This is a genomic window from Microvirga sp. P5_D2 (assembly GCF_054049475.1).
Window position 1 is genome coordinate 1 of sequence record NZ_JBFUMH010000035.1, and the last position, 24490, is coordinate 24490.

General features: G+C 63.8%; 25 protein-coding genes and 1 other RNA gene. 5 read left to right on the forward strand and 21 right to left on the reverse strand.

The annotated features are described in order from the left end of the window. Positions 1-160: 160 nt before the first annotated feature. The 5 genes from glmM to pal all read right to left on the reverse strand — a co-directional run bounded on the left by glmM (position 161) and on the right by pal (position 6461). Positions 161-1516: a phosphoglucosamine mutase gene (gene glmM, locus ACXJKO_RS11920; protein ID WP_457091309.1), complete on the reverse strand. Its 1356-nt coding sequence runs from the start codon at positions 1514-1516 to the stop codon at positions 161-163. Positions 1517-1742: 226 nt separating this feature from the next. Next, positions 1743-3665, reverse strand: a complete 1923-nt coding sequence (ftsH, locus tag ACXJKO_RS11925; RefSeq protein ID WP_457091310.1) for an ATP-dependent zinc metalloprotease FtsH — start codon at positions 3663-3665, stop codon at positions 1743-1745. A gap of 153 nt (positions 3666-3818) precedes the next feature. Beyond that, positions 3819-4841 (reverse strand): tRNA lysidine(34) synthetase TilS, encoded by a 1023-nt coding sequence (tilS, locus tag ACXJKO_RS11930; protein WP_457091311.1) that lies wholly within the window; start codon positions 4839-4841, stop codon positions 3819-3821. 22 nt (positions 4842-4863) lie between these two features. Next, on the reverse strand, positions 4864-5853 hold the full coding sequence (gene ybgF / locus ACXJKO_RS11935; protein ID WP_457091312.1) for a tol-pal system protein YbgF: 990 nt from the start codon (positions 5851-5853) through the stop codon (positions 4864-4866). A gap of 107 nt (positions 5854-5960) precedes the next feature. Continuing rightward, entirely contained in the window at positions 5961-6461 is a 501-nt protein-coding gene (gene pal, locus ACXJKO_RS11940) for a peptidoglycan-associated lipoprotein Pal (RefSeq protein ID WP_441984992.1), read from the reverse strand. Between the two features lie 464 nt (positions 6462-6925). On the opposite strand from pal, the gene ACXJKO_RS11945 reads away from it, so the two are divergent. Then, the gene (locus ACXJKO_RS11945) at positions 6926-8437 is read left to right on the forward strand and encodes a phospholipase D-like domain-containing protein (RefSeq protein ID WP_457091313.1); all 1512 of its coding nucleotides are present in this window, start codon (positions 6926-6928) and stop codon (positions 8435-8437) included. Positions 8438-8508: 71 nt separating this feature from the next. Further along, positions 8509-9126, forward strand: coding sequence for an HdeD family acid-resistance protein (locus ACXJKO_RS11950; RefSeq protein ID WP_457091314.1), 618 nt, complete (start codon positions 8509-8511; stop codon positions 9124-9126). A gap of 166 nt (positions 9127-9292) precedes the next feature. On the opposite strand, the gene tolB is transcribed toward ACXJKO_RS11950, so the two are convergent. From tolB to tolQ, 4 genes are read right to left on the reverse strand one after another with little or no spacing between them, the layout of a single operon-like run. Continuing rightward, positions 9293-10621 carry a Tol-Pal system beta propeller repeat protein TolB gene (gene tolB, locus ACXJKO_RS11955; RefSeq protein WP_457091315.1) on the reverse strand — a complete coding sequence of 443 codons (1329 nt, stop codon included), beginning with the start codon at positions 10619-10621 and terminating at the stop codon, positions 9293-9295. Between the two features lie 34 nt (positions 10622-10655). Further along, complete coding sequence (tolA, locus tag ACXJKO_RS11960; protein ID WP_457091316.1) at positions 10656-11807, reverse strand: cell envelope integrity protein TolA; 1152 nt, start codon at positions 11805-11807, stop codon at positions 10656-10658. Between the two features lie 27 nt (positions 11808-11834). Beyond that, a complete protein-coding gene (locus tag ACXJKO_RS11965) occupies positions 11835-12278 on the reverse strand; it encodes an ExbD/TolR family protein (protein ID WP_457091317.1) in 444 nt (147 codons plus the stop codon). 18 nt (positions 12279-12296) lie between these two features. Further along, positions 12297-13025, reverse strand: a complete 729-nt coding sequence (gene tolQ / locus ACXJKO_RS11970; RefSeq protein ID WP_457091318.1) for a protein TolQ — start codon at positions 13023-13025, stop codon at positions 12297-12299. Positions 13026-13399: 374 nt separating this feature from the next. Here tolQ and ACXJKO_RS11975 point away from each other — a divergent pair, with 374 nt between their 5' ends. Further along, complete coding sequence (locus tag ACXJKO_RS11975; RefSeq protein ID WP_457091319.1) at positions 13400-13774, forward strand: nuclear transport factor 2 family protein; 375 nt, start codon at positions 13400-13402, stop codon at positions 13772-13774. 3 nt (positions 13775-13777) lie between these two features. Here ACXJKO_RS11975 and ybgC read toward each other — a convergent pair whose 3' ends face one another. From ybgC to ssrS, 10 genes are all read right to left on the reverse strand, one after another. Then, positions 13778-14188, reverse strand: a complete 411-nt coding sequence (gene ybgC, locus ACXJKO_RS11980; protein ID WP_457091347.1) for a tol-pal system-associated acyl-CoA thioesterase — start codon at positions 14186-14188, stop codon at positions 13778-13780. Between the two features lie 175 nt (positions 14189-14363). Then, the gene (ruvB, locus tag ACXJKO_RS11985) at positions 14364-15407 is read right to left on the reverse strand and encodes a Holliday junction branch migration DNA helicase RuvB (protein ID WP_457091320.1); all 1044 of its coding nucleotides are present in this window, start codon (positions 15405-15407) and stop codon (positions 14364-14366) included. 86 nt (positions 15408-15493) lie between these two features. Then, on the reverse strand, positions 15494-16351 hold the full coding sequence (locus ACXJKO_RS11990; RefSeq protein ID WP_457091321.1) for a hypothetical protein: 858 nt from the start codon (positions 16349-16351) through the stop codon (positions 15494-15496). A 5-nt stretch (positions 16352-16356) separates the two neighbouring features. Further along, entirely contained in the window at positions 16357-16974 is a 618-nt protein-coding gene (gene ruvA, locus ACXJKO_RS11995) for a Holliday junction branch migration protein RuvA (protein WP_457091322.1), read from the reverse strand. Positions 16975-17146: 172 nt separating this feature from the next. Next, complete coding sequence (gene ruvC, locus ACXJKO_RS12000; protein WP_457091323.1) at positions 17147-17650, reverse strand: crossover junction endodeoxyribonuclease RuvC; 504 nt, start codon at positions 17648-17650, stop codon at positions 17147-17149. A gap of 56 nt (positions 17651-17706) precedes the next feature. Continuing rightward, positions 17707-18453 carry a YebC/PmpR family DNA-binding transcriptional regulator gene (locus tag ACXJKO_RS12005; RefSeq protein WP_457091324.1) on the reverse strand — a complete coding sequence of 249 codons (747 nt, stop codon included), beginning with the start codon at positions 18451-18453 and terminating at the stop codon, positions 17707-17709. A 127-nt stretch (positions 18454-18580) separates the two neighbouring features. Continuing rightward, positions 18581-19273, reverse strand: coding sequence for an exopolysaccharide biosynthesis protein (locus tag ACXJKO_RS12010; RefSeq protein WP_457091325.1), 693 nt, complete (start codon positions 19271-19273; stop codon positions 18581-18583). A 72-nt stretch (positions 19274-19345) separates the two neighbouring features. Beyond that, positions 19346-20167, reverse strand: a complete 822-nt coding sequence (locus tag ACXJKO_RS12015; RefSeq protein ID WP_457091326.1) for a TIGR00282 family metallophosphoesterase — start codon at positions 20165-20167, stop codon at positions 19346-19348. A gap of 10 nt (positions 20168-20177) precedes the next feature. Continuing rightward, entirely contained in the window at positions 20178-20762 is a 585-nt protein-coding gene (locus tag ACXJKO_RS12020) for a 5-formyltetrahydrofolate cyclo-ligase (RefSeq protein ID WP_457091327.1), read from the reverse strand. A gap of 4 nt (positions 20763-20766) precedes the next feature. Further along, positions 20767-20923, reverse strand: a non-coding RNA gene (gene ssrS / locus ACXJKO_RS12025) — 6S RNA. 199 nt (positions 20924-21122) lie between these two features. Here ssrS and ACXJKO_RS12030 point away from each other — a divergent pair. Continuing rightward, complete coding sequence (locus ACXJKO_RS12030; RefSeq protein WP_457091328.1) at positions 21123-21407, forward strand: hypothetical protein; 285 nt, start codon at positions 21123-21125, stop codon at positions 21405-21407. A 173-nt stretch (positions 21408-21580) separates the two neighbouring features. Here ACXJKO_RS12030 and ACXJKO_RS12035 read toward each other — a convergent pair whose 3' ends face one another. Continuing rightward, entirely contained in the window at positions 21581-21949 is a 369-nt protein-coding gene (locus ACXJKO_RS12035; protein WP_457091329.1) for a cell division protein ZapA, read from the reverse strand. Positions 21950-21952: 3 nt separating this feature from the next. Continuing rightward, positions 21953-22246: a DUF4164 domain-containing protein gene (locus tag ACXJKO_RS12040; RefSeq protein ID WP_457091330.1), complete on the reverse strand. Its 294-nt coding sequence runs from the start codon at positions 22244-22246 to the stop codon at positions 21953-21955. A gap of 276 nt (positions 22247-22522) precedes the next feature. Between ACXJKO_RS12040 and tkt the strand changes: the two genes are divergently transcribed. Beyond that, a complete protein-coding gene (gene tkt, locus ACXJKO_RS12045; protein ID WP_457091348.1) occupies positions 22523-24457 on the forward strand; it encodes a transketolase in 1935 nt (644 codons plus the stop codon). The last annotated feature ends 33 nt before the right edge of the window (positions 24458-24490 follow it).

Below are 24490 nucleotides of genomic sequence, written 5' to 3' on the forward strand. Positions count from 1 at the left end.
CGACAAGCTACGTGCTCAGACCGGCCAGCGCCCGCACGGCGAAGACATCCATCCGCGTCCGGAACCGCCGGCTCATCCGGCGGAGTGAGGTTGATTGCTCAAACAAAAACCCCGGCAGTGATGCCGGGGTTTTTGTTTGGATCGAGAAGTAGCAGCGATCTCAGGCGGCCGCCTTCGACGCAGCCTGCGTCACCGCATCCACCACATCGTCCACCACCTGCGTGACCAGATCGGCGTTGTCGCCCTCGCCCATCACGCGGATCACCGGCTCCGTGCCGGAGGGGCGAATGACGAGGCGGCCGGAGCCGCCGAGCTTTTCGCGTCCGGCCTCGATGGCCTTGATGACGGTGGCTTCCTGCAAGGGCTTGCCGGATTTGTAGCGCACGTTCTTGAGGATCTGCGGCAGCGGCTCGAAGCAGTGGCAGACCTCCGAGACGGTCTTGCCCATGCTCTTCACCACGGCGAGAAGCTGAAGCGCCGCGACGAGGCCGTCGCCGGTCGTCGTATAATCGGACATGATGATATGGCCCGATTGCTCGCCGCCGAGATTGTAGCCGTGGGCGCGCATGTGTTCGAGCACGTAGCGGTCGCCGACCGCCGTGCGCACGAGGTTGAGGCCCATGCCGCCGAGATAGCGCTCGAGGCCGAGGTTGGACATGATCGTCGCGACGATGCCGGGCTGCGCGAGGCGGCCGTCTTCCTTCCAGGAGCGCGCGACGACGCCCATCAGCTGGTCGCCGTCGACCTTCTGGCCCTTCTCGTCCACGATCAGCACGCGGTCCGCATCGCCGTCGAGCGCGATGCCCACATCCGCGCGCAATTCGCGCACCTTGTGGACCAACGCTTCGGGAGCGGTGGAGCCGACCTCGTGATTGATGTTGAAGCCGTTGGGCTCGACGCCGATGCTCACCACTTCGGCGCCCAACTCCCACAGAGTCTCGGGCGCGACCTTGTAGCCGGCGCCGTTGGCGCAATCGACCACGACGCGCATGCCTTCCAGATCCATCTGGCGCGGCAGGGTGCGCTTGGCGAATTCGATGTAGCGGGCGTGGACGCTCTCGATGCGCTTGGCGCGCCCGAGCGCGGCGGAGCCGGAGAGGCGCGGCGTGATATCGCCGTCGATCAGCGCCTCGATCGCCATCTCCACTTCGTCGTTGAGCTTGAACCCGTCGGGCCCGAACAGCTTGATGCCGTTGTCCTCATACGGATTGTGCGAGGCGGAGATCATGACGCCAAGGTCGCAGCGCATGGAGCGCGTGAGCATGGCCACGGCTGGCGTCGGCATGGGGCCGAGCAGCAGCACATCCATGCCCACCGAGGTAAAGCCTGCCACGAGCGCGTACTCGATCATGTAGCCGGACAGGCGCGTGTCCTTGCCGATGACCACCCGGTGGCGATAATCGCCGTTCTGCTGGAACATGAGGCCTGCAGCCTGTCCGACCTTCAGGGCGAGATCCGGCGTGATGATGCCGTTCGCCCGTCCCCGGATGCCGTCGGTCCCGAAGTATTTCCGCATGGGTTTCGTCTCCCCATTCCCTTGCGCCGATCTGCGCTTTGGTCTTGTCAAAGCAACCTCTTCCATCAGGGTCAAGACTTCGGGCCGGTTCAGCTCATCACAAGAAATAAGCGAATATTACAGAACGCCGAGTCTATATCTCCAAAGGAAGGTAGAAGCTTCAGGTAAACAAAAAAGAACGCTCGCCGAGATAGCGAGCGTTCCGGGTCATTCCTATGACTGGCTTTTAAGCCTGCGGCTGAGGCTCCATGCCCCCATCGTTCTCACGAGGACGGCCAGGGCGCGTGGTCGGTACGGCCGAGCCGCGCGCCGGATTGACCGGATCGCCGCCCGCATCCCTCACCGGCGGCTGGCCGTCGAGCAGGTTGCGGATCTCGTCACCCGACAGGGTCTCGTATTCGAGAAGACCGCGCGCCAGAGCCTCGAGCTCATGCTCCTTCTCGGTGAGAATACGGCGGGCGTCGATGAGGCCGCCCTCCACGAGACGACGAACCTCGGAGTCGATCTTCTGGGCGGTCGCCTCGGAGACGTTCTGCTGGCGGCCCATCTGCATGCCGAGGAACACCTCATCCTGGTTCTCGCCGTAAGCGACGGTGCCGAGTTCGGGCGAGAAGCCCCACTTGGTGACCATCATGCGGGCAAGACGCGTGGCCTGCTCGATGTCGGACTGCGCACCCGAGGTAACCTTCTCCTTGCCGAAGATCATCTCCTCGGCGATACGGCCGCCCATCATGATCGCGAGACGCGAGGTCATCTGCTCGTAGCTCATGGACAGCTTGTCGCGCTCCGGCAGCTGCATCACCATGCCCAGCGCGCGGCCGCGCGGGATAATGGTGGCCTTGTGCACCGGGTCGGTGGCCGGAACGTTGAGGGCAACGACCGCGTGGCCGGCCTCGTGATAGGCGGTCAGGCGCTTTTCGTCGTCGGTCATGACCAGCGTGCGGCGCTCCGCACCCATCATCACCTTGTCCTTCGCGTCCTCGAACTCCTTCATCGTCACGATGCGCTTGCCGCGACGGGCAGCCAGCAAGGCCGCCTCGTTGACGAGGTTCATGAGGTCGGCACCCGAGAAGCCGGGCGTGCCGCGGGCAATCACCTTCAGGTCCACATCGGGAGCGAGCGGAACTTTGCGCACGTGAACGCGCAGGATCTTCTCGCGGCCCATGACATCCGGATTCGGCACCACGATCTGACGGTCGAAGCGGCCCGGACGCAACAGCGCCGGATCGAGCACGTCAGGACGGTTGGTGGCGGCGATGATGATGACGCCCTCGTTGGCCTCGAAGCCGTCCATCTCCACGAGGAGCTGGTTGAGGGTCTGCTCGCGCTCGTCGTTGCCGCCGCCGAGGCCGGCGCCGCGATGACGGCCGACCGCATCGATTTCGTCGATGAAGATGATGCAGGGCGAGTTCTTCTTCGCCTGCTCGAACATGTCGCGCACACGTGATGCGCCCACGCCGACGAACATCTCGACGAAGTCGGAACCGGAGATGGTGAAGAACGGCACGTTGGCCTCACCCGCAACCGCACGGGCGGTCAGCGTCTTACCGGTGCCGGGAGGGCCTACGAGCAGCACGCCGCGCGGAATGCGGCCGCCGAGGCGCTGGAATTTCTGCGGATCGCGCAGGAACTCCACGACCTCCTGCAGGTCCTCCTTGGCCTCGTCGATGCCGGCCACGTCGTCGAAGGTCACGCGGCCATGGGCTTCGGTGAGAAGCTTCGCCTTGGACTTGCCGAACCCCATGGCGCGGCCAGCGCCGTTCTGCATCTGGCGCGACAGGAACACCCAGGCGCCGATGAACAGCGCGATAGGCAGGATGTTCATGAGAACCGCGATGAACCAGGGGGTAGAATCCGACTGCGGACGGGCCGTGATCTGCACGCCCTTCTGCTGCAGCTTCGTCACCAGGTTCGGATCGTCAGGAGCGTAGGTCGTGAAGGTGCGGCCGTCCGTATAGGTGCCGCTGATCTCGGGTCCGGAAATGACGACGCTCGTAATGCGTCCCGAATCCGCCTCGGTGAGAAGCTGGCTATAGGCGATGTCGCTGCCGCCGCCTCGTTGGCCGGGGCTCTGGAAAAGGGTCACGAGCGCCAGCACCAGGAGGAAAATGACAACCCACAAGGCGAAGTTGCGGAAATTTGAATTCATTTGATCAGGTTCTGCCCCAGAGGGAGATGATGCACGAGAAAATGGAAAGGCCTCCCCGCGCGGTTAAACTCAATGTAGGCACACCCTATCCCCTTGCCAAGGGAATGAGGCGCACATGCGGCATCATCCGAAAGGATTGGCTAAGAGATTTGGCTAACGACCGCGTGATCGGGGTGGCTCCCGGCTCACGACAAGCCGCCCGCTGCGATCGAGGGCAATCAGCGCGCCCGCCAGCGTCATCCGTGAGCCCTCCCCTGCCTGGAGCGCGCCGCGCAGGCGCTCGGTGCCCGTTTCCAGTCGGGCGAGGCGGGCATTGTCGAGGGGCAAGCCGATCCGCTCCAGCGCCTGCGCCAGCACCCGAAGGGCGATCTCGAAGGGCTCGTCGGCGAGGCAGGCGGCGTTGAAGGAGAAACCATTTCCATCCTGCTCGGGCCCTGCGCCCGCAAGCGCCTCCCGCGCCTTTGCGTCCAGCGCCTCGTCGGCCTGGGCCACACGCCCGGCCAAGCGGGCCAGCCGGGCGGCGGTGAGCCCCTCAGCGGCGAGAAGCGGCAGGAGCGCGCGCCAGCGGACGCGGGCGAAGCGGTCATTGGCGTTGGACGGGTCGGTGATGAAGGGCCAGCCGTTCTCCCGGCAGAGATCCAGCAGTGCCATCTTTGGCAAGTCGAGAAGCGGCCTTGCATGGCTGATCCCCTCCCTGTCGCGCTCGCGGCGCATCCCGGCGAGGCCCTTCAGGCCGGAGCCTCGGGCGAGGCGCATCATGATTGTCTCGGCCTGATCGTCCTGGGTATGGGCGGTGAGGAGATGGGAGGCTCCCGCCTCCTTGGCGCATTGGACGAGGAGGCGATAGCGCGCCTGGCGGGCGGCTTCCTGAAGGCCAGTCTGCGGCTTTTCGCCGGTCCAGGCGAGGGTATGATGGGGAAACCCGAGAGCGGCCGCCTCCCGGCCCACGAAAGCCGCCTCCTCGGCGGCCTCGGGGCGCAGGCCATGGTCGACGGTGGCAACGATGATTTGCGGGCGGCCCGGCACGTCCCATCGGGCGAGGAGGTGCATCAGGGCCATCGAGTCGGGCCCGCCGGAGACGGCGGCGACGATACCCTTGGCATCACTCAAATGAAAAAAAAGATGCCCCGGATCGGTGTCCAGGGCCGAATCGGCAGGAGGTGAAGGAGCGGCCACGGGGCGGGTGCTCGACTTCAAATTAGCTGCACTTGATGCGCTTCTGCTCGCGCTCGGAGCCTTGGCGCACACTGGCGGAGGCCTGTGGGTATTTACGGTCGAGCTCGGCGTAGACGGCGCAGGCCCGGTCGCGGGCGCCCATGCCGTTGAGGGCCATGCCGAGGCGCAGCAGGGCATCAGGGGCCTTCGCCGCATCGGGATGCTCGGAGGACACGTTCAGGAACTGCTCCGCGGCCTCGCGGTGACGGCCACGCTGGAGATAGGTCTCGCCGAGCCAGAACGTGGCTTCCGGCACCAGCCGGTCGCGGGGGTTCGATTGCAGGAAGCGGCGGAAGCCCATTTCGGCCTGGTCGTATTGCTTCTGGCTGAAGGAGGCATAAGCCGCATCGAATTCGGAGCGCGGGTTGGTCACGCTGGTGGCCGCTACGCTCGGTGCCGTGCGGGGCGGTGCGCCCTGTGGTGCCCCCTGCAAGGGCAGTGCGCCCTGTGGGATGGGCATGGCCGAAGGTCCGCCCGGAGCGGGAGCCTCGGCGAACTCGTCCTGCTCGATCAACTCGCCGATGCCGCCTGCCTGATGGCCGGGAGCATCCATGGGCTCCCCCTCCTCCATGGCGGCGAGCGGCGCGGAGGGTGGCGTCGCGCCCAAAGGACGCGGAGCGCCCGGGGCGCTGGGATCCTGCGAGGGATCGAACAGGTCGCTGCGCCGCTGGGGAGCCTGGGGTTGGGGCTGCGCCTGCGGCTGGGCCGGGCGGGACGGAGTCGCGGCCGGGGGGCGGGAGCCGCCGCGGCCCGAGTTTTCCTGGAAGCGGAATTCCACGTCCTCCTGGAACTTGCGGACTTGGTCCTTGAGCTGGCGGTTCTCGAACTGGAGCTGCTCGATCTGGCCCGACATCTGCCGCATCTGGCTCTCGAGCCGGTTGATACGCACGATGGCGTCGGAGGCATCCTGCGCAGCGGCGGGAGCGGCCAGAGCTAGGCTCAAGGCGAAAAAGACAAATAAGCGTCGAAACATGCTGGATACCGTGAAAGGTCTTGAACGACCGTGCCGATAACACAAAAGCGCCGCCACGGCGATAATGTGGCGGCGCTTTAAGGTGTCACGAAAGTGTGCCTGAGAACTTATGCCCCAGCGCCACCGCCCAATACGGTCACCGCACGACGGTTCTGCGACCAGCACGAGATGTCGTTGCAGACCGCGACCGGACGCTCCTTGCCGTACGAAACCACGCGGAAGCGCGAGGCATTGATGCCGCGCGAGACGAGGTAGTCACGCACGTTCTGGGCGCGGCGGGCCGAGAGCGAGAAGTTGTACTCGCGGGTGCCGCGCTCGTCCGCATGGCCTTCGATGATGAAGGTGTAGTTCGGATAGCGCTGCAGCCACTGGGACTGCTTGTCGAGGGTGGCGACAGCGGTGGGGTTGAGATCGGTCTGATCGGTCTCGAAGAACACGCGGTCGCCGACATTGACGACGAAGTCCTGGGCGCTGCCAGGAGTGGCGGCGCCACCGGCACCGAAACCGCCGGACCCATCGGCCATGCCATCTTTATTGGAAGAACAGGCGGCCGCTCCCAGGGCGAGAACCATAGCAGCGGCGAATTTGACGGCGCGCAGCGTCATCATGGCATTACTCCTTACACATACGTTTGCCGAACGTTGTGGTTTTTATATCGGGCGGATGGTTAAGGGAGGGTTCCGTCAACCTTAAGAGACGATGCCGGATCTAGGTGAATTATGGCCAAGTTGTGGAAGTTCGGGTTAAGGTAAATGAAGGGTGAATGGCTGTTGCGGAGGTAAAGGCCCTCCCGTTAACCAGAAATCCCAAGGTTTTCCTCACTTTCAGGGCTGAACGCCCCGCCGCCGCGCCGATAAGATTTTTTACTTAGCGATGTCCCTTGCCCACAAGCATCGCGGTTCTCCCCTCTGCGGGAGAGGGAATAGCGGCAGCGCTCCATTATGCAGGCTCCCAAGAATCAACCTCTGGCGATTCAGCGCTACGATCCTACCTTTCCAATAGAGCCCTCACTCATCCGATGAAACTTGGCAGCACCATGATGCCTTATGCCCTGCTCATGCGTTGAACGGACATGAATCTCCTCACGAACCAGCCCGGCCCCTCGGTCCTGCCCTATCGCGCCGCGTTGGACGACCTGCGCATGGAGCGCGCCTTCGCGCGCATCGCCGACAGCGACCTACGCTTAGGGAACAATGTGGCCCTGCTCCGCGACTCGAAGGAGAACTACCCGGCCTGGATCGAGGCGATCCAATCCGCCGAGCGGATCATCCATTTCGAGAACTTCATCATCGCCGACGACAAGACGGGCCACCTCTTCTCCGAGGCTCTCATGGAGCGGGCGCGGGCGGGGGTGAAGGTGCGCGTGCTCTATGACTGGCTCGGTTCCTCCTTCCGCGCCCTGCCCCCGTTCTGGCGTCGCATGCGGGAAGCCGGCGTCGAGGCACGGGTGTTCAACCCGCCTCGCCTCACGGACCCGTTCTGGATCCGCCGCAACCACCGCAAGCTGATCACGGTGGATGGCCGCGTCGGCTTCGTCTCGGGCCTTTGCATCTCCGACAGCTGGGTAGGCGGCAAGGAGGTGGAGCCCTGGCGCGACACCGGCATCTCCCTCGAAGGCCCCGTCGTCGCCGATCTCGATGCGGCATTCGCGGAAAGCTGGGTGCTGGCGGGCATGAAGCCCATTCCGAAAACCGAGCTGCCGGATGCTGATTCGATCGCTCCCCTCGGCTCCACGGCGGTGCGGCTGATCAGCGGCGAGCCCGGCATGTTCCGCACCTATCGGGTGGACCAGTTCATCGCGGCCACCGCCCAGCGCAATCTCTGGCTCACGGATGCCTATTTCGTCGCCACCACATCTTATGTGCAGGCGCTGGGTGAAGCCGCGCGCGACGGGGTGGATGTGCGCCTTCTCGTGCCTGGATCGAGCGACGTGCCGGCGCTCCAGCCTATCGTGCGCGCGGGCTACCGCTCTCTCATCGAGGCGGGCATCCGCGTGTTCGAATGGAACGGCTCGATGCTCCACGCCAAGACCGCGGTGGTGGATGGGCGCTGGGCCCGCGTGGGCTCTACCAACCTCAACATCGCGAGCTGGGCCACCAACTGGGAACTCGACGTTGTGGTGGAGGATGCTTCCTTCGCCGAGGCCATGGAGACGATGTATCTGGAGGATCTCGCCAACGCGACCGAGATCGTTCCCGGATGGCAATCCAGGCGGCGTCAGGCCAGACGCATGCGCTCGCGCCGGGACCGCCGTTTCAAGCGCGGTGGAGTGCGCCGCCTCGCCGCCGGCGCGCTGGCATTGTCGAGCAGCATCGGCAAGGCCATGGGCTCGCGCTCGCTCACCGCAACGGAGGCGAGCAGCATCGCGATTATCGGCTGCGTCGTGCTCGCGCTGGCGGTGCTGATCACATTATTCCCTGTGCTCATCATTTCGCCCATTGTCATCGGCCTCATCTGGTTCGGGCTTGCCCTGCTCATCCGCGCCTTCCGCCTGAAGCGGCGCGTGCGCCTGCGGCACCGCAAGCTCCAGCTCCGGCGCCGGTTGAGCCAGAGGAAGAAAACCGAAGCTACCTCCGGCGAGTAATGGACATCGTCTGCCACGCTTCTAATTGCGTCGGGGCCCTCTTCATCGAAGCCTGAACCAAGGAGACGACGATGGCCACCGGAACCTCCAGCCCTCCTTTCGGCACCCACGACCGCGTGGAAGCGATGAGCGCGCTTCTCGCGCAGAACTGGTGGGCCGTGGCGCTTCGCGGCGTCTTTGCCATCATCTTCGCGCTGATCGCCTTCTTCTGGCCCGGCGCGACGCTACTGTCCTTTGCGATCTTCTTCTCGGCCTACATGCTGGTGGACGGCGTGTTCGGCATCGTCTCCGGCATCCGCGCCGCATCCAACAACCAGCGCTGGGGCCTCTTGATCCTGGAAGGCATCCTCAACATCCTGGTCGGCGTCATTGCCTTCCTCATGCCGGGCCTGACCATCGTGTTCTTCGTCACGCTGATGGCGGTCTGGTCGCTTATCACCGGCATCCTGATGATCGTCGCAGCCTTCAAGCTGAACCCGGATTACGGGCGCGGCTGGCTCGTCTTCGGCGGCATCGTGTCGGTGCTGTTCGGAGTGGCGCTCCTGGTCGCGCCGCTCGTCGGCGCCGTGGTGCTCACTTGGTGGCTCGGCGCCTATGCGCTGTTCTTCGGCATCGCACTCGTCGTTCTCGCTTTCAAGCTGCGCAGCCACAAGGACGACGTCGTGGGCGGCGCTTCGCTACGGGCTTGATGGCCTTCTCCTCACCGTCATGGCCGGGCTTGTCCCGGCCATCCCGATCCGAAAGGCTCTGCGCTCCAATGCATCGGGATCACCGGCACAAGGCCGGTGATGACGTGTGGTGAATATCATCCGCTTCAACGAAAAAGGGGCGCCGTGAAACGCCCCTTTTCAATTCTTACTGTTTTGCCTCGCTCAGCAGCGGGGACCATGTCGGGTCCGATGCGAACGACGGTGTCGGGACGGGCTGTTCCACGCGGCCGGTGATGTCAACCATGTAGAGCTTGCCGCCTGACTGGCCGCCGGGATCGCGGAAGAAGATGATGTACTGGCCGTTGGGAGCCCAGACGGGGCTCTCGTTGTGGAAGCCTTCCGTCAGAATGCGCTCGTTCGATCCGTCCGGCTTCATGATGCCGATGGCGAAGCCCCCGGAATGCTGCTTGGTGAAGGCGATGTAGTCGCCGCGCGGCGACCATGCCGGCTGCGAATAGGCGCCGTCGCCGAAGGAGATGCGGCGCTGGTTCGAGCCATCGGCATTCATTGCGTAGAGCTGCTGCTTGCCGCCGCGATCGCTCTCGAACACGACCTGTGAACCATCCGGCGAGAAGGACGGGGACGTGTCGATGGCGTTGGTCGAGGTGAGGCGCGTGGTGGCCTGCGAGCCCAGGTTCATCATGAAGATGTTCGCGTTGCCGCCCTGCTGCAAGCTCATGACGATGCGCTGACCGTCCGGCCCGAAGCGCGGAGAGGACGTCATGTCGGGGAAGTTGCCGACGACCTGGCGTGAGCCGGTATCGAGATTGATCACCTGCACGCGCGGCTGCTGGCCTTCCGTCTGTGACATGAAGGCGATTTCCTGCGTCACCGGCGAGTAGCGCGGCGCCACGACGGTGTTTTCGCCTTGAGTCAGGTAGCGCACATTGGCGCCGTCCTGATCCATGATCGCGAGGCGCTTGCGGCGGTTTTCCTTGGGCCCGGATTCATCCACGAACACGATGCGCGTGTCGAAGAAGCCGCCGAAGCCCGTGACCTTGGTGTAGACCGCATCCGAGATGATGTGGCCGACGCGGCGCCAGAAATTGGCGTCCGTCACATATTGCTGGCCCGCCAGCTGCTGGCCGGATTCGATATCCCACAAACGGAACTCCGCACGCAGGCGGCCCGAAGGATCGCGCGAGACGCGGCCCGTGACGAGAGCCTGCGCACCCGCCATCTTCCAGGCATCGAAACGCGGAGCCGCGTCAAAGGAAGGACGCTCCGGGAAGCGCCCCTTGTCGAGCGGCATGAAATAGCCCGAGCGCTGCAGATTGTTGGCGATGATGCCCGAGACGCGCTGGCCGAGATCACCCTCGCCCGAGAAATCGGCGATAGCGATCGGCATGGGCTGGAACTGCCCACCGGGGCCGACGCGGAACGACAGCTGCGCGTGAGCCGCAGGCGCAAGCGCCGCCATCGGAAGGACAACAGCCAGGGCAACGAGAAGACGGGAGACGAGGCGAGTGATCATAAGGGTCATATCTCAAGCGTGATGGGCTTTAAGATCAGGAAACATCGAAGCCGACGTTCAGATGTTTCCAGTCGTTGAAGTACGGAGTGTACGTCGCGGGGATCTTGTAGGGAGCGCAGCGCCGCACGGCGCGAAGAGCTGCGTCGGCGACGGCGCGGTCCGTCGATGAATTTCCGGATGTGACGATGCTCGGCTGAGCGGCCAGGGAGCCGTCTGCGCTGAGCTTGATGTCGATGAGCGGTGGCGTCACCTCACCGCCCGAGGCGCTGATCGGCACCGTGTAGCACTGCCGCATCTGATCCTGCAGGAGGCCGATGAGACCATCGCGCATGCTGGGGCTAAGCTTCGCTGCCGTGCCGGTTGCGGTGCCGAGAGACGCAGTCTTCTGCGCTTCCGATCCGGTTGCGCCGCTGGACTGGTTCTTTTCCTTGTTGTCGAGGAACTGCTTCAGGTCGCCCATGTCGAGCTTCTTGGCGAGCTGAGCTTCCTTGCGCGCCTTCGCCTCGGCTTCCGCCTTGGCTTTGGCTTCCGCGACCTTCTTGGCTTCGGCCTCTGCCTGGGCCTTGGCTTCGGCTTCAGCCTTCGCTTTGGCCTTCGCCTCCGCAACGCGCTTGGCCTCCGCTTCGGCGTCGGCTTTCGCCTTGGCCTCGGCGCGCGCCTTGGCTTCGGCTTCGGCTTTCGCCTGCTCGGCGGCCTTGGCTTTTTCGATGGCTTCGGCTTCCGCCTTCTCGACGGCCTGCCTCTCGGCCTCGGCCTTGGCTTCGGCCTGAGCCTTTGCCGCAACAGCAGCCTTTGCGGCCGCGTCCGCCTTGGCCTGTTCTTCGGCCTTCGCTGCGGCCGCCTGAGCTGCGGCCGCTTCCTCGGCGACCTTCATGTCTTCAGGGCGTTTGGGTGGTGCGGGGGTGTCGCGCTTTTCTTCGCCGGCTTCGCGCAGCTCGACCTTATCGGCAACGCGGTCAACGCGGGGCTTCTGATCGGGCGTCACGGCCTTTGCAGTCTTCTCGCCCTTGGTGATCTGCGAGAACTGGTTGTCGGTGATGACCTCGACGGGAATGCCTTCCTGCGCGTCGGGGAATTCGGCAGCGGAGGAGAAGCCGATCATGGCAGCAACAAGCACCGCCGCATGCGCGACGCCCGAGACCCAGAAGCCCGGTTCGGAGGGGTTGAAATGATCCTTCAACGCCACTTGCTTCTCACCCCTTGCTCTCTCGCCTTACTGCTGCGTCACCTCGGTCACGAGCGCGACGCGCTTGTAACCGGCGGTGGTCACGATGGACATGACCTGGGCGACGCGGCCGTAATCGACTCTTTTGTCGCCACGCACGAAAATACGCTCGTCGAAGCCTGCCTTCGACACCTCGGCAAGCTTGCCGACGATGGCTTCGTCCGTCAGTTCCGACTCGCCTAAGAAGACTTGGCCCGTCTGCTTGATGGACAGGGTCACCGGCGTTGAATCCGAGTTCAGCGGCGCAGCCTTGGTCTGCGGAAGATCGAGCGGAACGCCCGCCGTCATCATGGGCGCTGCCACCATGAAGATGATGAGCAGCACCAGCATGACGTCGATGAACGGCGTCATGTTGATCTCGTTGATCGCGCCGCCGCGCCGTCCGCGCCTGCGGCGACGGCCACCTCCTGCTGCGCCTGCCATCATTGCCATCGCTTATCCCTCTCCGGCTCAGGCCGCCTTCGACGTATGCGCGATGCGCTCGTCGATCTGGCGGGACAGGATGGCGGAGAATTCGTCGGCGAAGCCTTCGAGACGCGATTGCAGCTTGCCCACTTCGGCCTGGAGCTTGTTGTAGGCGAGCACCGCCGGAATGGCCGCGAACAGGCCGATGGCGGTGGCGAACAGCGCCTCCGCGATGCCCGGCGCCACGACGGCAAGGCTGGTGTTCTTCGAAGCAGCGATCGAGGTGAACGAGTTCATGATGCCGATCACCGTGCCGAACAGGCCGATATAGGGACCGGCCGAGCCGATGGAGGCAAGAATCATGAGGCGGGAATCGAGACGCTCGACTTCGCGCTGGATGGTGACGTCGAGCACCTTGTCGATGCGCTGCGGCAGGCTCTGGAACGAGCGGCCCGAGCCTTCGAACGAGCGCTTCCACTCGCGCATGGCCGAGATGAACACGGCGGCAAGGCCGGTGGCCGGGCGGTTCTGAAGCGAACGGTAAAGCTCCTCCAGCGACTGACCGGACCAGAATACATCCTCGAAACGGTTCATGGCGCGCTTGGTGCGTGCGTAGAGCAGCGTCTTGTCAATGATGATGGCCCAGCACCAGACGGACGCCGCCATCAGGCCCAGCATCACCAGCTTGACGAGGAAATGGGCCTGCCAGAACAGGCCAAAGAAGGACAGGTCATGCGCTACAGGGGCAGCCTGGGCCACATCAGCCGGATTCATAAGTCACACCCTCGCTCTTCGAGCTGCCTTGAGGACCCCAAGGCTCACCGTATTCGGTTTTAGGAAAATTGTGTTTCGTATCCCTGCTCGTTCGCCCGCGAATCTGTCGAAAATAAGGGCGCAGGTCCCGAGGCATCAGATCGTCCCAAACCGTTGTCTTTTAAGCACAGAGTAAGGTTAAGGCTTGGTTTAAGAGAGGCTTGGCCCCTGATAATTAGGGGTAGATTACCTATGGGCATGGTTGTCATGGGGCTCGACAAGGGCCTTATGTCGCCCCTGATTTCTTTGCGAAACACGCGTTCATAAGATTTCGAGCCCTGCTAAGCCTGCAACCCTGCCCGGCGTGTTGGGACGGCCTTGAACCGGAAATGACGATGACAACGGATGTGAAACCCGCCGAGATCGTGGGCCGCCAGCTCGATGCCTATAACGCCCGAGACATCGACGCCTTCATGGCCTGCTGGGCGGAGGATGCGCAGTATTACGCCTTCCCGGACACCCTGCTGGCCGAGGGAGTGCAGCAGATCCGCGAGCGCCACGTCGTTCGCTTCCAGGAGCCGAATCTCCATGGCAAGCTCGTCGCCCGCATGACAGCCGGCACCATGGTCGTGGATCAGGAGATCGTGACCCGAACCTTTCCCGAAGGCCCGGGAACCGTCGAGGTGATCGCGATCTATGAGATCGAGGACGGATTGATCCGGAAAGCCTGGTTCAAGATGGGAGCGCCGATTCTCGACAAGGCGGCGTGAGGCCTATTCCTCACCGCCAGAGAGCGCGGCGCGAAGATTGTCGGGGATGCGCACGGCGCGCCCATCCCGCACAGCGGCCACCATCACATCGGCACGCACGAGCACATCATTGCCCCGGCGCACCTCCTGAGCCAACGTCATCGAGGCGCCGCGCATGTCCTTCGGCTTCGTCACCACGGTCAACACATCGTCCATGACCGCGCCGCCGAGGAAGTCGATGTTCATCTTGCGCACCACGAAGGCGAGACCACCCATCTCCGCATGAAGATTCGACTGCGCCACTTCCACCGCCCGCAGAATCTCCGTGCGTCCCCGCTCCATGAAACGCAGATAGCTCGCGTGATAAACGCGCGCTGAAAAATCGGTGTCCTCGTAATAGACGCGGATCGGCAGGATATGCGCGCCGTCCTGCATGGTGCCGGAGAGATGGGGGTAAGCGCCACCCTCCCCTTGAGGGGGAGGGTCGGAGCGCGTCAGCGATCCGGGGTGGGGTGGCAGCGCCGCGTTCCGAGAAGTCTCGCGTCCCACCCCCTCCCGCGCCTGCGGCGCGACCTCCCCCCTCGAGGGGGAGGTGTTAGCGGTGCGCTTGTCACTCATCCGCGTCTCCGTTGAACAGCCTGAACTGCGTGGTGTTCTCGCGGGTAGGCTCGGCGATGCCGAGGTGCTTGAAGGCGTGGGGCGTGAGGATGCGGCCGCGCGGGGTGCGCTGCACGAAGCCCTTCTGGATGAGATAGGGCTCGATAATGTCCTCGATGGCGTCGCGCGGCTCGGAGAGCGCGGCCGCAATCGTCTCGATACCGACCGGGCCGCCGCCGAAGGAGCTGGCGATCATGGTGAGGTACTTGCGGTCCATGAGGTCGAGGCCGATGGGGTCCACGTCGAGGAGGCGCAGCGACCGGTCGGCGAGATCGCGCGACACTGTCTGCACCCCTTCGACGATGGCGAAGTCGCGCACGCGGCGCAACAGGCGGCCTGCGATGCGCGGCGTGCCGCGCGAGCGGCGGGCGATCTCGTTGGCGCCCTCTTCGCTCATGCCGAGGCCGAGCACGCGCGCGCCGCGCCGGACGATCAGTTCCAGCTCGTCCACCGTGTAGAATTCCAACCGGATCGGAATGCCGAAACGGTCGCGCAACGGCGTGGTGAGCAGGCCCGCGCGGGTGGTGGCACCCACAAGCGTGAATTTCGGCAGCTCGATCTTCACCGAGCGGGCGGCCGGGCCTTCGCCGATGATAAGGTCGAGCTGATAATCCTCCATCGCCGGATAGAGAATCTCCTCCACCGCCGGGTTGAGGCGGTGGATCTCGTCGATGAAGAGCACGTCGCGCTCTTCGAGGTTGGTAAGCTGCGCCGCCAGATCGCCGGCCTTGGCGATGACCGGGCCGGAGGTCGAACGGAAGTTCACGCCGAGTTCGCGCGCCACGATCTGCGCCAGCGTGGTCTTGCCGAGGCCGGGCGGGCCGACGAAAAGCACATGGTCGAGCGCATCGCTGCGCGCCTTGGCGGCATTGATGAAGATCTGGAGGTTCGCCCGCGCGGCCTTCTGCCCCGTGAAATCGTCGAGCGACAGCGGCCGGATCGACGCTTCAGTGTCGTCCTCGCGCTTTTCCGGGCTGAGCAGGCGGGAATCGGTCAAAGAGGCTTACCTTCCAGAGGCTTCATATAGGCGAAGGGACACTAATACGCCATTCTTAACAGGATCAAAACAGGAACGTCGATGGGTCACGTGGTTTGCCTCAGCCGGTTGGCCCAGTTTCGGCTCAAATACCAGCAGATCAGGGTCGGGACGAGGCAGATAAGGATGTAGATCAGCGTCCCGAAATCAAAGAATTCACCCGGGCCTCGTCCCTTCAAAGGCATGATCGAGAAAGTGAACAGGATACCGACGGCAACCCCAACAAGCCCCACCCAAAGAAGCTCAGGCTTGGCCTTTTTGATCTGAAAGATCCGAGTGGCAAGTGCAACAAGAAGAGCTGGGATCAGCCCAAGCGCGTAAGACAGAGGCAATCCGATCATCAACGTGTCTAAAATGACCTCTGTTCGAATGCTTCCGCTTAGGATCGCGCCTGTGGCGAGGAGGACAAGGAAGCCAAGAGGTGGCCCCAAGAGAGCAAAGATAACCCAGTGTCCCATAGCATAGCTCTTTTGTTCCGATGACGGAGATGCTCCCAACCTCCACGAAAGAAGCCAGCAGACCAGGGTCGGAACGAGGCATGTAGGAACATACACGAGAAAGGCTTCTTTTGGGGTTTCGAAGACGCTCCGTCCGCTTAGGAGAAGTGCCTCAAGCACTGCGCCGAAAGCCACAACAAAGATGAAGCCCACAACTGTTCCGATCAAAGTCACCCAAAGCCATTCAGGTCTGAATTGCCTGATTTGGACCTGTCGAACGGCCCCTCCGGAGACAAGGGCAGGCAGCAAGCCGAAGACGTAGGCGAATGGGGTTAACCAAGCCGTGCCCGAAATCATGTCCGCTAGCTTGCCATCAAAGGGATTTCCGTCGCCGATCGCGATTGCCGCAAAAACGGTTACCAATCCGATCGGCGGCCCGAGACCTGCGAAGATAAGCCATTTGGCCATCGGCTTTACCGCGCCAATTCCCGCAACCCCAACCGGATCAGCGTCTTCGCCTCGGCCTCGTCACCGGCCTGCTTCATGGCGGCAGCAACCGCTGCGGAGGCCTGGACTTGCGGGTAGCCGAGGTTGACGAGGGCTGAGATGGCATCGGCCACAGGCGCAGGTGCGCTCCTGTCGTCCAACGCGCCGGTGAGGCGGATGAGGGCGGGATCGACGCTTGAGAAGGCCGGGGCCTTGTCCTTGAGTTCGGAGACGATGCGCTGGGCGAGCTTGGGGCCGACGCCGGGGCCGCGGGCCACCGAGGCCTTGTCGCCGGTGGCGATGGCGGTCGCCAGGGTGCCGGGGTCGAGCACGGAGAGGATGCCGAGCGCCACCTTGGAGCCCACGCCCTGCACGCTCTGGAGCAGGCGGAACCACTCGCGCTCCGTATCAGACTTGAAGCCGAACAGGCGGATCATGTCCTCGCGCACATGGGTTTCGATGGCGAGTACCGCCGCCTCGCCTACGGGGGCTAAGTTCTGGAGCGTGCGGGAGGAGCAGTGAACCACGTAGCCGACGCCATGCACGTCGAGGATCACGAAATCCTCGCCATAGGAATCCACCACGCCTTTGAGTTTGCCGATCACGTTCGTCTCTGCTCCTCATGGTCATCCCGGAGCTGCGGAGCAGAACCCGGGATCGTGTGCAGGATAAAACACTGTTTCTCTTGAAAGGGAAGCCTTTGGTCGCGCTTTGTTCTCACAGCGATCCCGGATCTTCGCTTTCGCTCCGTCCGGGATGACGCCTTCTCAGATGATCTCAGAAGCTCGCCGCCAAAGCGCGGGCCTTGCGGTGGTGAGCGTGGGCGATGGCGATGGCGAGGGCGTCGGCCGCGTCGGCCTTCTTGAACTCGGCCTTGGGCAGCAGGATCTTCACCATGGCCTGCACCTGTTCCTTTTCGGCGTGACCGGCGCCGACCACGGTCTTCTTCACCTGGTTGGCGCCGTATTCCGCCACGGGCAGGTTATGGAGCGCGGGCACCAGCAGCGACATGGCGCGGGCCTGGCCGAGCTTGAGGGTCGCCTGGGCGTCCTTGTTGACGAAGGTTTCCTCCACGGCCACCTCGTCGGGCGTCCAGGTGCGGACCACCTCGGTGATGCGGTCGTGGAGCTGCTTGAGGCGAAGCGCAAGGTCGAGATCGCCGTCGGAGGTTACGACGCCGCAGGCCACATAGGAGAGCTTCGTCCCCTCCACCGTGATGACGCCCCAGCCTGTATTGCGCAGGCCAGGGTCCAGGCCGAGGATGCGGACGCGTTCGCTCACTGTTTGTTCTCCACCGTCATGGCCGCAACAAGTGGGGCCATGAGGTTAACATGGCCTTACCCGGCCATCTTCTGCATGAGCGCCTCGGACAGCTCGAAGTTGCCATAGACGTTCTGGACGTCGTCGTGCTCTTCCAGCGACTCCATGAGCTTCATGAGCTTCTCGCCGGTCTCGTCATCGACGGGGACGGGGGTCTGCGGCTTCCAGACCAGCTTGGAGGCCTTCGGCTCCCCGAACTTGTCCTCGAGAGCCTTGGTCACCTCGTTGAGTGAGGTCTGCTCGCAATAGACCTCGTGGGCATCCTCGGTGGAGGAGACATCCTCCGCGCCGGCCTCGATGGCGGCCTCCAGCATGGTGTCGGCATCGGTGACATCGGCCCCGAACTCGATATAGCCCACCCGGTCGAACATGAAGGAGACCGCGCCGGTCTCGGCAAGGTTGCCGCCGCTCTTGGTGAAGTAGGAGCGGATGTCGGACGCCGTGCGATTGCGGTTGTCGGTCATCGCCTCGACGATGATCGCGGCGCCGCCGGGACCGTAGCCCTCGTAGCGGATCTCGTCGTAGTTCTCGCCTTCGCCGCCCGACGCCTTGTTGATGGCGCGCTGGATGTTGTCCTTGGGCATGTTCTCCGCGCGGGCCGCGAGGATGGCGGCGCGCAGGCGTGGGTTCATGTTGGGGTCGGGCATGCCCATCTTGGCCGCCACGGTGATTTCGCGGGCGAGCTTGGAGAATACCTTGGACCGCACCGCGTCCACCTTGCCCTTGCGGTGCATGATATTCTTGAACTGTGAATGTCCGGCCATCGGGGCCTCCGAATGTGCGGCCGAGAGCGGCTTGGATCACAAGCGCCCGTCAGGCCGAGGAAGTTGACGATGGCAGGCTTATAAGGCGGCGAAGGGCCGGAGGCCAAGCCCCCCGCTACACTCTTCCTTAAAACCCGAGCCAGCCCGGCACGTTGTGAATGGCTGCCAGAATGAGGTGATAGGAGGCCCCGAGCACTGTCACCGTATAGGCCAACCCCGCGAAGCCGATGAGATAGCCTAAGATCAGCAGGTAGCCGTCCTCCTCCATCACCGCGATGGAGGCGATGACGAGGGCGATGGAGGGCGGGAAGTTGGTGCCGGGAAAGGGAATGAGCACCGACACGGCGACCAGGAAGGCGAAGAGGCCGACCATCCGGTCGCCGATGGGGCCGAAAAGCTGGGTCATGCGCGGCTTGCACCAGCTCTCCAGCTTCTGGAGCTTCGGCTCGGCGATATCGATCAGCCGCTTGAACTTCGAGACCGAGACGGTCTGGCGCAGGATGAAACCGGGGAGCCAGGGGCGCTTGTGGCTCAGCATCATCTGGATGCCGAAAATGAGTACCGGCGTGCCTACGATGCCCGCGATGCCGGGTACATTGGGCACGCAATTGGGCAGGGAGAACAGGATCAACACGAAGCCGAAGGCGCGCTCGCCGAAAGCCTCGATGATCTCGCCAATGGAAATGGTCTCGCCCTTGGCCTCGTCGATGACGGCTCGCAGGACGGCGGAAGCACTTTGGTGCTCATGCGCCTGATGAAACTCGCTGTCTTCGCGATAGCGCCGCTTTCTGACGCTCACAGGCTCTGTCTTGACGTCCACCTTCGTCCTCCGTGGCGCAAAGATGGGAATGATTTTTGTCCAAGCCAAGGCTCGGAGGGACAGAATGCCTCTCTAGTCCCAGAAGCGGGGCCAGGTTTCCTCCAGGTTCGGCCCGAGCCGAACCGCCGCGACTCGCACCGCGAGGCCCGTCCGGTCATCCGTCTCGACCGCGATGCCGGAGAGCGTGCCTTCCCCAAGGCCGGGCTCCATGCGGGGACCTGGGGTCTTCTGGAGGAAGCGGCGGATCGATTCCTCCTTCTGCATGCCGAGCACCGTATCGTAATCGCCGCACATGCCCGCATCCGACATATAGGCGGTGCCGCCGGGAAGAACCCGGTGGTCGGCGGTGGGCACATGGGTGTGGGTGCCGACGACGAGGCTGGCGCGGCCGTCGAGATAATGGCCCATGGCCTCCTTCTCGCTCGTCGCCTCCGCATGCACGTCCACGATGATGGCGTCGGCCACCTGCCCAAGCGGGCAATCCTCAAGCGCATGATCGACGGCGGCGAAGGGATCGTCGAGAGGATCCATGTAGAGGCGCCCCATGACGTTGATAACGAGCACCCGGTGCCCGGAGCGGGTATCGATGAGGTTGGCGCCGCGCCCAGGCGTGCCGAGCGGATAGTTCACGGGACGCAGCAGCCGGGGCTGGCGCTCGATGAAGACCAGCGTCTCCCGCTGGTCCCAGGAATGGTTGCCGAGGGTGACGGCGTCCGCGCCCGCGTTCAGGATCTCGTCGCAGATGGCCTCGTTGATGCCGAAGCCGCCTGCCGAGTTCTCGCCGTTGATCACCACGCAGTCGAGGTTCCAGCGCTCGCGAAGCCCTGGCAGCCGTTCGATGACGGCGTTGCGGCCGGGCCGCCCGACGATGTCGCCGAGAAAGAGGAGACGCATGGTAGTCTTTCTATAGAGGCTTGGTCCGAATGAGCTCGGTTTCCGTGATGACGATATCGAGCAGGCGGTCATGATCTTCGATCGGAACCTGCTCGATCTCCTGAACCGCATAGCTGAGACCGATGGTCAAGACCGGATGTTGAGCTTCGAGGGCTGCGATGGCCCGGTCGAAGTGGCCCTTGCCGTATCCGATGCGCCCTCCCCTGCGATCAAAAGCGACAAGCGGCACGATGAGGCATTTCGGGAAAACCTCCGGCGCGTCCGGGCCGGGCTCACGCACGCCGAAGCCGCCCTTGATCAGCACGTCGCCGGGCTGCCAGAGGCGCCAACTGAGATGAGGGTGGATGATCTGGGAAAGGGCCACGTCCCGACCGCGCGCCAGGAGCGCCTCCATGAGGGGGCGCGGATCGACCTCGCTGCGGATGGGCCAATAGCCCCCGACGGGGGTGATTTCGGACAAGTCGGGCAGGTCTAGAGCTTGGGCGGTGATGGCCCGGGCCGACTCCTCGCGGAATGCCTTGTCGAGCCCGTCACGGCGGGCAAGCGCCTCGTTGCGAAGCTGTTCTTTCAAGGCGGGAGGGGTCAGAGAATGCATGAAGTGCGGAGCCACAAAAGCCGTCGGAGAAGCGATCCCGGGAACCTACAAAGTAGGTGGGCGCCATATGTTCCGGTCCAAGGGACCGGGCAGGGACAGCTCCCGTTGGGATCGATAAGGCCCCGGGGAATATGAACTCCTAACGCGCCCCGCAGCCCCGCATTCCCTATGTAGGGACTGGAGCCTCCGAGGGGAAGGGGAAAGTTGAAGCTGAGCCACGATCTTTGTCCCACATGCGACAGGTCCGCCACTACCCACAAAGAGTTAAGTATCGAGTTCCGTTATCTTACGGATGCCCTAATCCTGCGCCTTATGTGAAATTTCTACAGCGGAACACGCCAGCCGCTGAAGGGAGGAACCATGGCATCGAACGAACTCAAGTATTTTAAAACCTACGAGAGCCAGATCACGATCCAGACACCCAGCATCAATTCCATGATGCGCGAGGTGCTGCATCTTCTGGGCAACATCGATTTCGAACATGACATTCAATTGCAGAAACTTGAGAACAGCAGCACCGACCAGGAGCTGAAAAGCCATATCGTCAAGAAGATCAGGGCCGCCCACCGGGAACGGCGCGAGCCCTACCTGGAACTTCTCGCTACGCTCCGCCAGCGCCAGCAGCGTTTGTCGCTGACTCATTGATCTAAAAGGCAGGCATCCCGGGCGGCATGAGCCGCCCGGGATCGTTTTCTGAACTACGCATCTTCACCTCTCACGTCATCACCGGCCTTGTGCCAATGATCCCGATTTGTGGAGCGCAACGCTTTTCGGATCCGGATGGCCGGGACAAGCCCGGCCATGACGCGTGGGGAACCCTACCCCTGCCCCGCCGTATTCAGGCTCCTCGCCAGCTCCTCGATCCGCTCGGCAGCCTTGTAGAGACCCTCGGCAAACCGCGCCTCGATGGCCTGGCTGCGCTCATCCCCCGTAGAGGCGAAGGATTTCAGGCCCGCAAGTTCGGTCTCCAGCGCCGCGATGCGCCGCCGGGTCTCGTGCAGTTCGTCCGCTTGGGTGATGGCCGCCATGACGTGAAGGCGCATGTCGCCGATTTCGCCGAAGGCTTGGCGCATTTCCTCGATCTTCGCGTCATAGGATGCGGCAAGGCCTTCCAGATGCGGCTCCTCGCCCTCTGCACAGGCGATGCGGTAGGTTTTTCCGGCGATGGTGACCGTTACCTGGGGCATGCGTCAGGCGTCCTCACGCTCGAGACGTCCTGCCTGGGCGAGAACGCTCTGGACGGCGATGATCGCCAGCTGCACGCGCCGGCCCACATCGTCCGTCGCGACCTCGAAGCGCTGGAGGCGGGTGAGCGCTCCGTCGAGTTCCTCGGCGAGGCGGGCCCGGTCGTCCTGCATGAGCTGGAGCTCGGTTTCCAGGCCGCCTTTACGCCTTTCCGTTTCGAGACGACGGGAGACCGAGGCTTCGAGCAGGCCCAATGCCCCATCGAGCCGTTTGAACGCGTCGTCGAGAATGGACGTCATCACCCCTCCAGGAATCGCCGCTGAGACTAGCGCAAACTTCACAAAAGTGGACCCGGTTTTCCAAGCCGGCTGAAAAAGGCGGCGCTTGGAGCATAAGGGGATTACGCGGCGTGAGTCTTTGACTCAGCCACCCCCCGTGTTAAGGAGCCAACGCCTTTTCCAGACAGACCCGCCCCTTTGCGGGCTTCAAGATTTGTGGATCACGCCGTGCTGAACACCGTCCCCGCCGATCGCGTCACTCATTCCGATCTGGCGAACGCCGTGCGCGTCCTCGCCATGGATGCCGTCGAACAAGCCAAATCCGGCCATCCGGGCTTGCCCATGGGCGCGGCCGATATCGCCACGGTGCTGTTCACCAAGTTCCTGAAATATGACGCCACCGACCCGACCTGGCCGGATCGCGACCGTTTCATCCTCTCCGCCGGCCACGGCTCCATGCTGCTCTACGCGCTCCTCCACCTCACGGGCGTGAAGGGCATGACCATCGACGAGCTGAAGAACTTCCGTAAGCTCGACTCGAAGACCCCGGGCCATCCTGAGAACTTCATGACCCCCGGCGTCGAGACTACTACGGGTCCGCTGGGTCAGGGCATCGCCACGGCTGTGGGCTTCGCGCTCGCCGAGCGCATGCTCAACGCCGAATACGGCAGCGATCTCGTCGATCACTTCACCTATGTGCTGGCCTCGGACGGCGACCTGATGGAAGGCATCAGCCAGGAGGCGATCGCGCTTGCGGGCCACCTGAAGCTCAACCGCATGATCGTCCTGTGGGACGACAACGAAATCTCCATCGACGGCCCGCTCTCGATCTCCGACTCGGTCGATCAAGTGAAGCGCTTCCAGGCCTGCGGCTGGAATGCGGTGCGCATCGACGGCCACGACGAGAAGGCGATCCAGCGCGCCATTTCCCGCGCTCAGAAGTCGGACAAGCCGACGCTGATCGCGTGCAAGACCACCATCGGCTACGGCGCTCCCAAGAAGGCCGGCACCTCCAAGGCCCACGGCGAGCCGCTGGGCGCCGAGGAACTGGCCGGCGCTAAGACCTCTTACGGCTGGAGCCATGAGCCCTTCGTGATCCCGGAAGGCATCCAGGCCGCCTGGGCGAAAGCCGGCAAGAAGAGCCGTCGTGTGCGCAAGGCCTGGGAAGATCGCCTGAAGGCCTTATCCCCCGACAAGCGCGCCGAGTTCGAGCGCCGCGTGAAGGGTGTGCGTCCGCAAGGCCTCGCCGACGCCGTCGCCAAGCTGAAGGACAAGCTCGTCGCCGAGCCGCAGAACGTCGCCACCCGCAAGGCCAGCGAGATCGCGCTCGAAGTCCTCACCGAGGCCGTGCCGGAGCTGGTTCTGGGCTCGGCGGACCTGACGCCCTCCAACAACACCAAGACCAAGAACCTCACCGCCATCTCGCCGGGCAACTACGCGGGCCGTTATATCCATTACGGCATCCGTGAGCACGGGATGGCTGCGGCCATGAACGGCATCGCGCTCCATGGCGGCTATGTGCCCGCCGGCGCGACCTTCCTGGTCTTCACCGATTATGCGCGCCCCGCCATGCGCATCGCCTCGCTCGCCGGCATCCCGGCGATCTACGTCATGACCCACGATTCCATCGGTCTGGGTGAGGACGGCCCGACCCACCAGCCGGTGGAACACCTGGCAGCGCTCCGCTCCATGCCGAAGATGCGCGTGTTCCGCCCGGCGGACGCCATCGAGACGGCGGAGGCCTGGCAGATGGCGCTCGAGCGCACGGACGGTCCGACGACCCTGGCCCTGACTCGCCAGAACCTCCCGCAGGTTCGCAAAGACGGCGGCGCGAAGAACCTCTCCGCGACCGGCGCTTACGAGCTGTCACCGGCGAACGGCAAAGCCCGCGCCTCGATCTTTGCCTCGGGTTCCGAGGTCGAGATCGCGCTGGCCGCCCAGAAGCTGCTGGCCGATAAGGGCTTCGAAGCCCGCGTGGTTTCGGTTCCGTCCCTCGACCTGTTCTTAGGCCAGCCCGAGAAGGTGCGCCACGAGATCATCGGCGATGCGCCGATCAAGGTCGCGGTGGAAGCCGCCGTGCGCTTCGGGTGGGATTCGGTTATCGGCCCGGATGGAATTTTCGTCGGAATGCATGGGTTTGGCGCGAGCGCGCCCTACAAGGACCTCTACAAGCATTTCGGCATCACGCCCGAGGCAGTGGCGGAAAAGGTCCTCCGGACGCATAATCTGTAAGACGGTTACGAACACAAGCCTCATCACAAGGGA

Excerpts from the sequence above, each read along its gene's own strand:
- glmM (WP_457091309.1), bottom strand. The coding sequence starts at position 1,516 with ATGCGGAAATACTTCGGGACCGACGGCATCCGGGGACGGGCGAACGGC.
- ftsH (WP_457091310.1), bottom strand. The coding sequence starts at position 3,665 with ATGAATTCAAATTTCCGCAACTTCGCCTTGTGGGTTGTCATTTTCCTC.
- ybgF (WP_457091312.1), bottom strand. The coding sequence starts at position 5,853 with ATGTTTCGACGCTTATTTGTCTTTTTCGCCTTGAGCCTAGCTCTGGCC.
- pal (WP_441984992.1), bottom strand. The coding sequence starts at position 6,461 with ATGATGACGCTGCGCGCCGTCAAATTCGCCGCTGCTATGGTTCTCGCC.
- ACXJKO_RS11945 (WP_457091313.1), top strand. The coding sequence starts at position 6,926 with ATGAATCTCCTCACGAACCAGCCCGGCCCCTCGGTCCTGCCCTATCGC.
- ACXJKO_RS11950 (WP_457091314.1), top strand. The coding sequence starts at position 8,509 with ATGGCCACCGGAACCTCCAGCCCTCCTTTCGGCACCCACGACCGCGTG.
- tolB (WP_457091315.1), bottom strand. The coding sequence starts at position 10,621 with ATGATCACTCGCCTCGTCTCCCGTCTTCTCGTTGCCCTGGCTGTTGTC.
- ACXJKO_RS11965 (WP_457091317.1), bottom strand. The coding sequence starts at position 12,278 with ATGGCAATGATGGCAGGCGCAGCAGGAGGTGGCCGTCGCCGCAGGCGC.
- tolQ (WP_457091318.1), bottom strand. The coding sequence starts at position 13,025 with ATGAATCCGGCTGATGTGGCCCAGGCTGCCCCTGTAGCGCATGACCTG.
- ACXJKO_RS11975 (WP_457091319.1), top strand. The coding sequence starts at position 13,400 with ATGACAACGGATGTGAAACCCGCCGAGATCGTGGGCCGCCAGCTCGAT.
- ybgC (WP_457091347.1), bottom strand. The coding sequence starts at position 14,188 with ATGCAGGACGGCGCGCATATCCTGCCGATCCGCGTCTATTACGAGGAC.
- ACXJKO_RS11990 (WP_457091321.1), bottom strand. The coding sequence starts at position 16,351 with ATGGCCAAATGGCTTATCTTCGCAGGTCTCGGGCCGCCGATCGGATTG.
- ACXJKO_RS12005 (WP_457091324.1), bottom strand. The coding sequence starts at position 18,453 with ATGGCCGGACATTCACAGTTCAAGAATATCATGCACCGCAAGGGCAAG.
- ACXJKO_RS12015 (WP_457091326.1), bottom strand. The coding sequence starts at position 20,167 with ATGCGTCTCCTCTTTCTCGGCGACATCGTCGGGCGGCCCGGCCGCAAC.
- ACXJKO_RS12020 (WP_457091327.1), bottom strand. The coding sequence starts at position 20,762 with ATGCATTCTCTGACCCCTCCCGCCTTGAAAGAACAGCTTCGCAACGAG.
- ACXJKO_RS12030 (WP_457091328.1), top strand. The coding sequence starts at position 21,123 with ATGGCATCGAACGAACTCAAGTATTTTAAAACCTACGAGAGCCAGATC.
- ACXJKO_RS12035 (WP_457091329.1), bottom strand. The coding sequence starts at position 21,949 with ATGCCCCAGGTAACGGTCACCATCGCCGGAAAAACCTACCGCATCGCC.
- ACXJKO_RS12040 (WP_457091330.1), bottom strand. The coding sequence starts at position 22,246 with ATGACGTCCATTCTCGACGACGCGTTCAAACGGCTCGATGGGGCATTG.
- tkt (WP_457091348.1), top strand. The coding sequence starts at position 22,523 with ATGGATGCCGTCGAACAAGCCAAATCCGGCCATCCGGGCTTGCCCATG.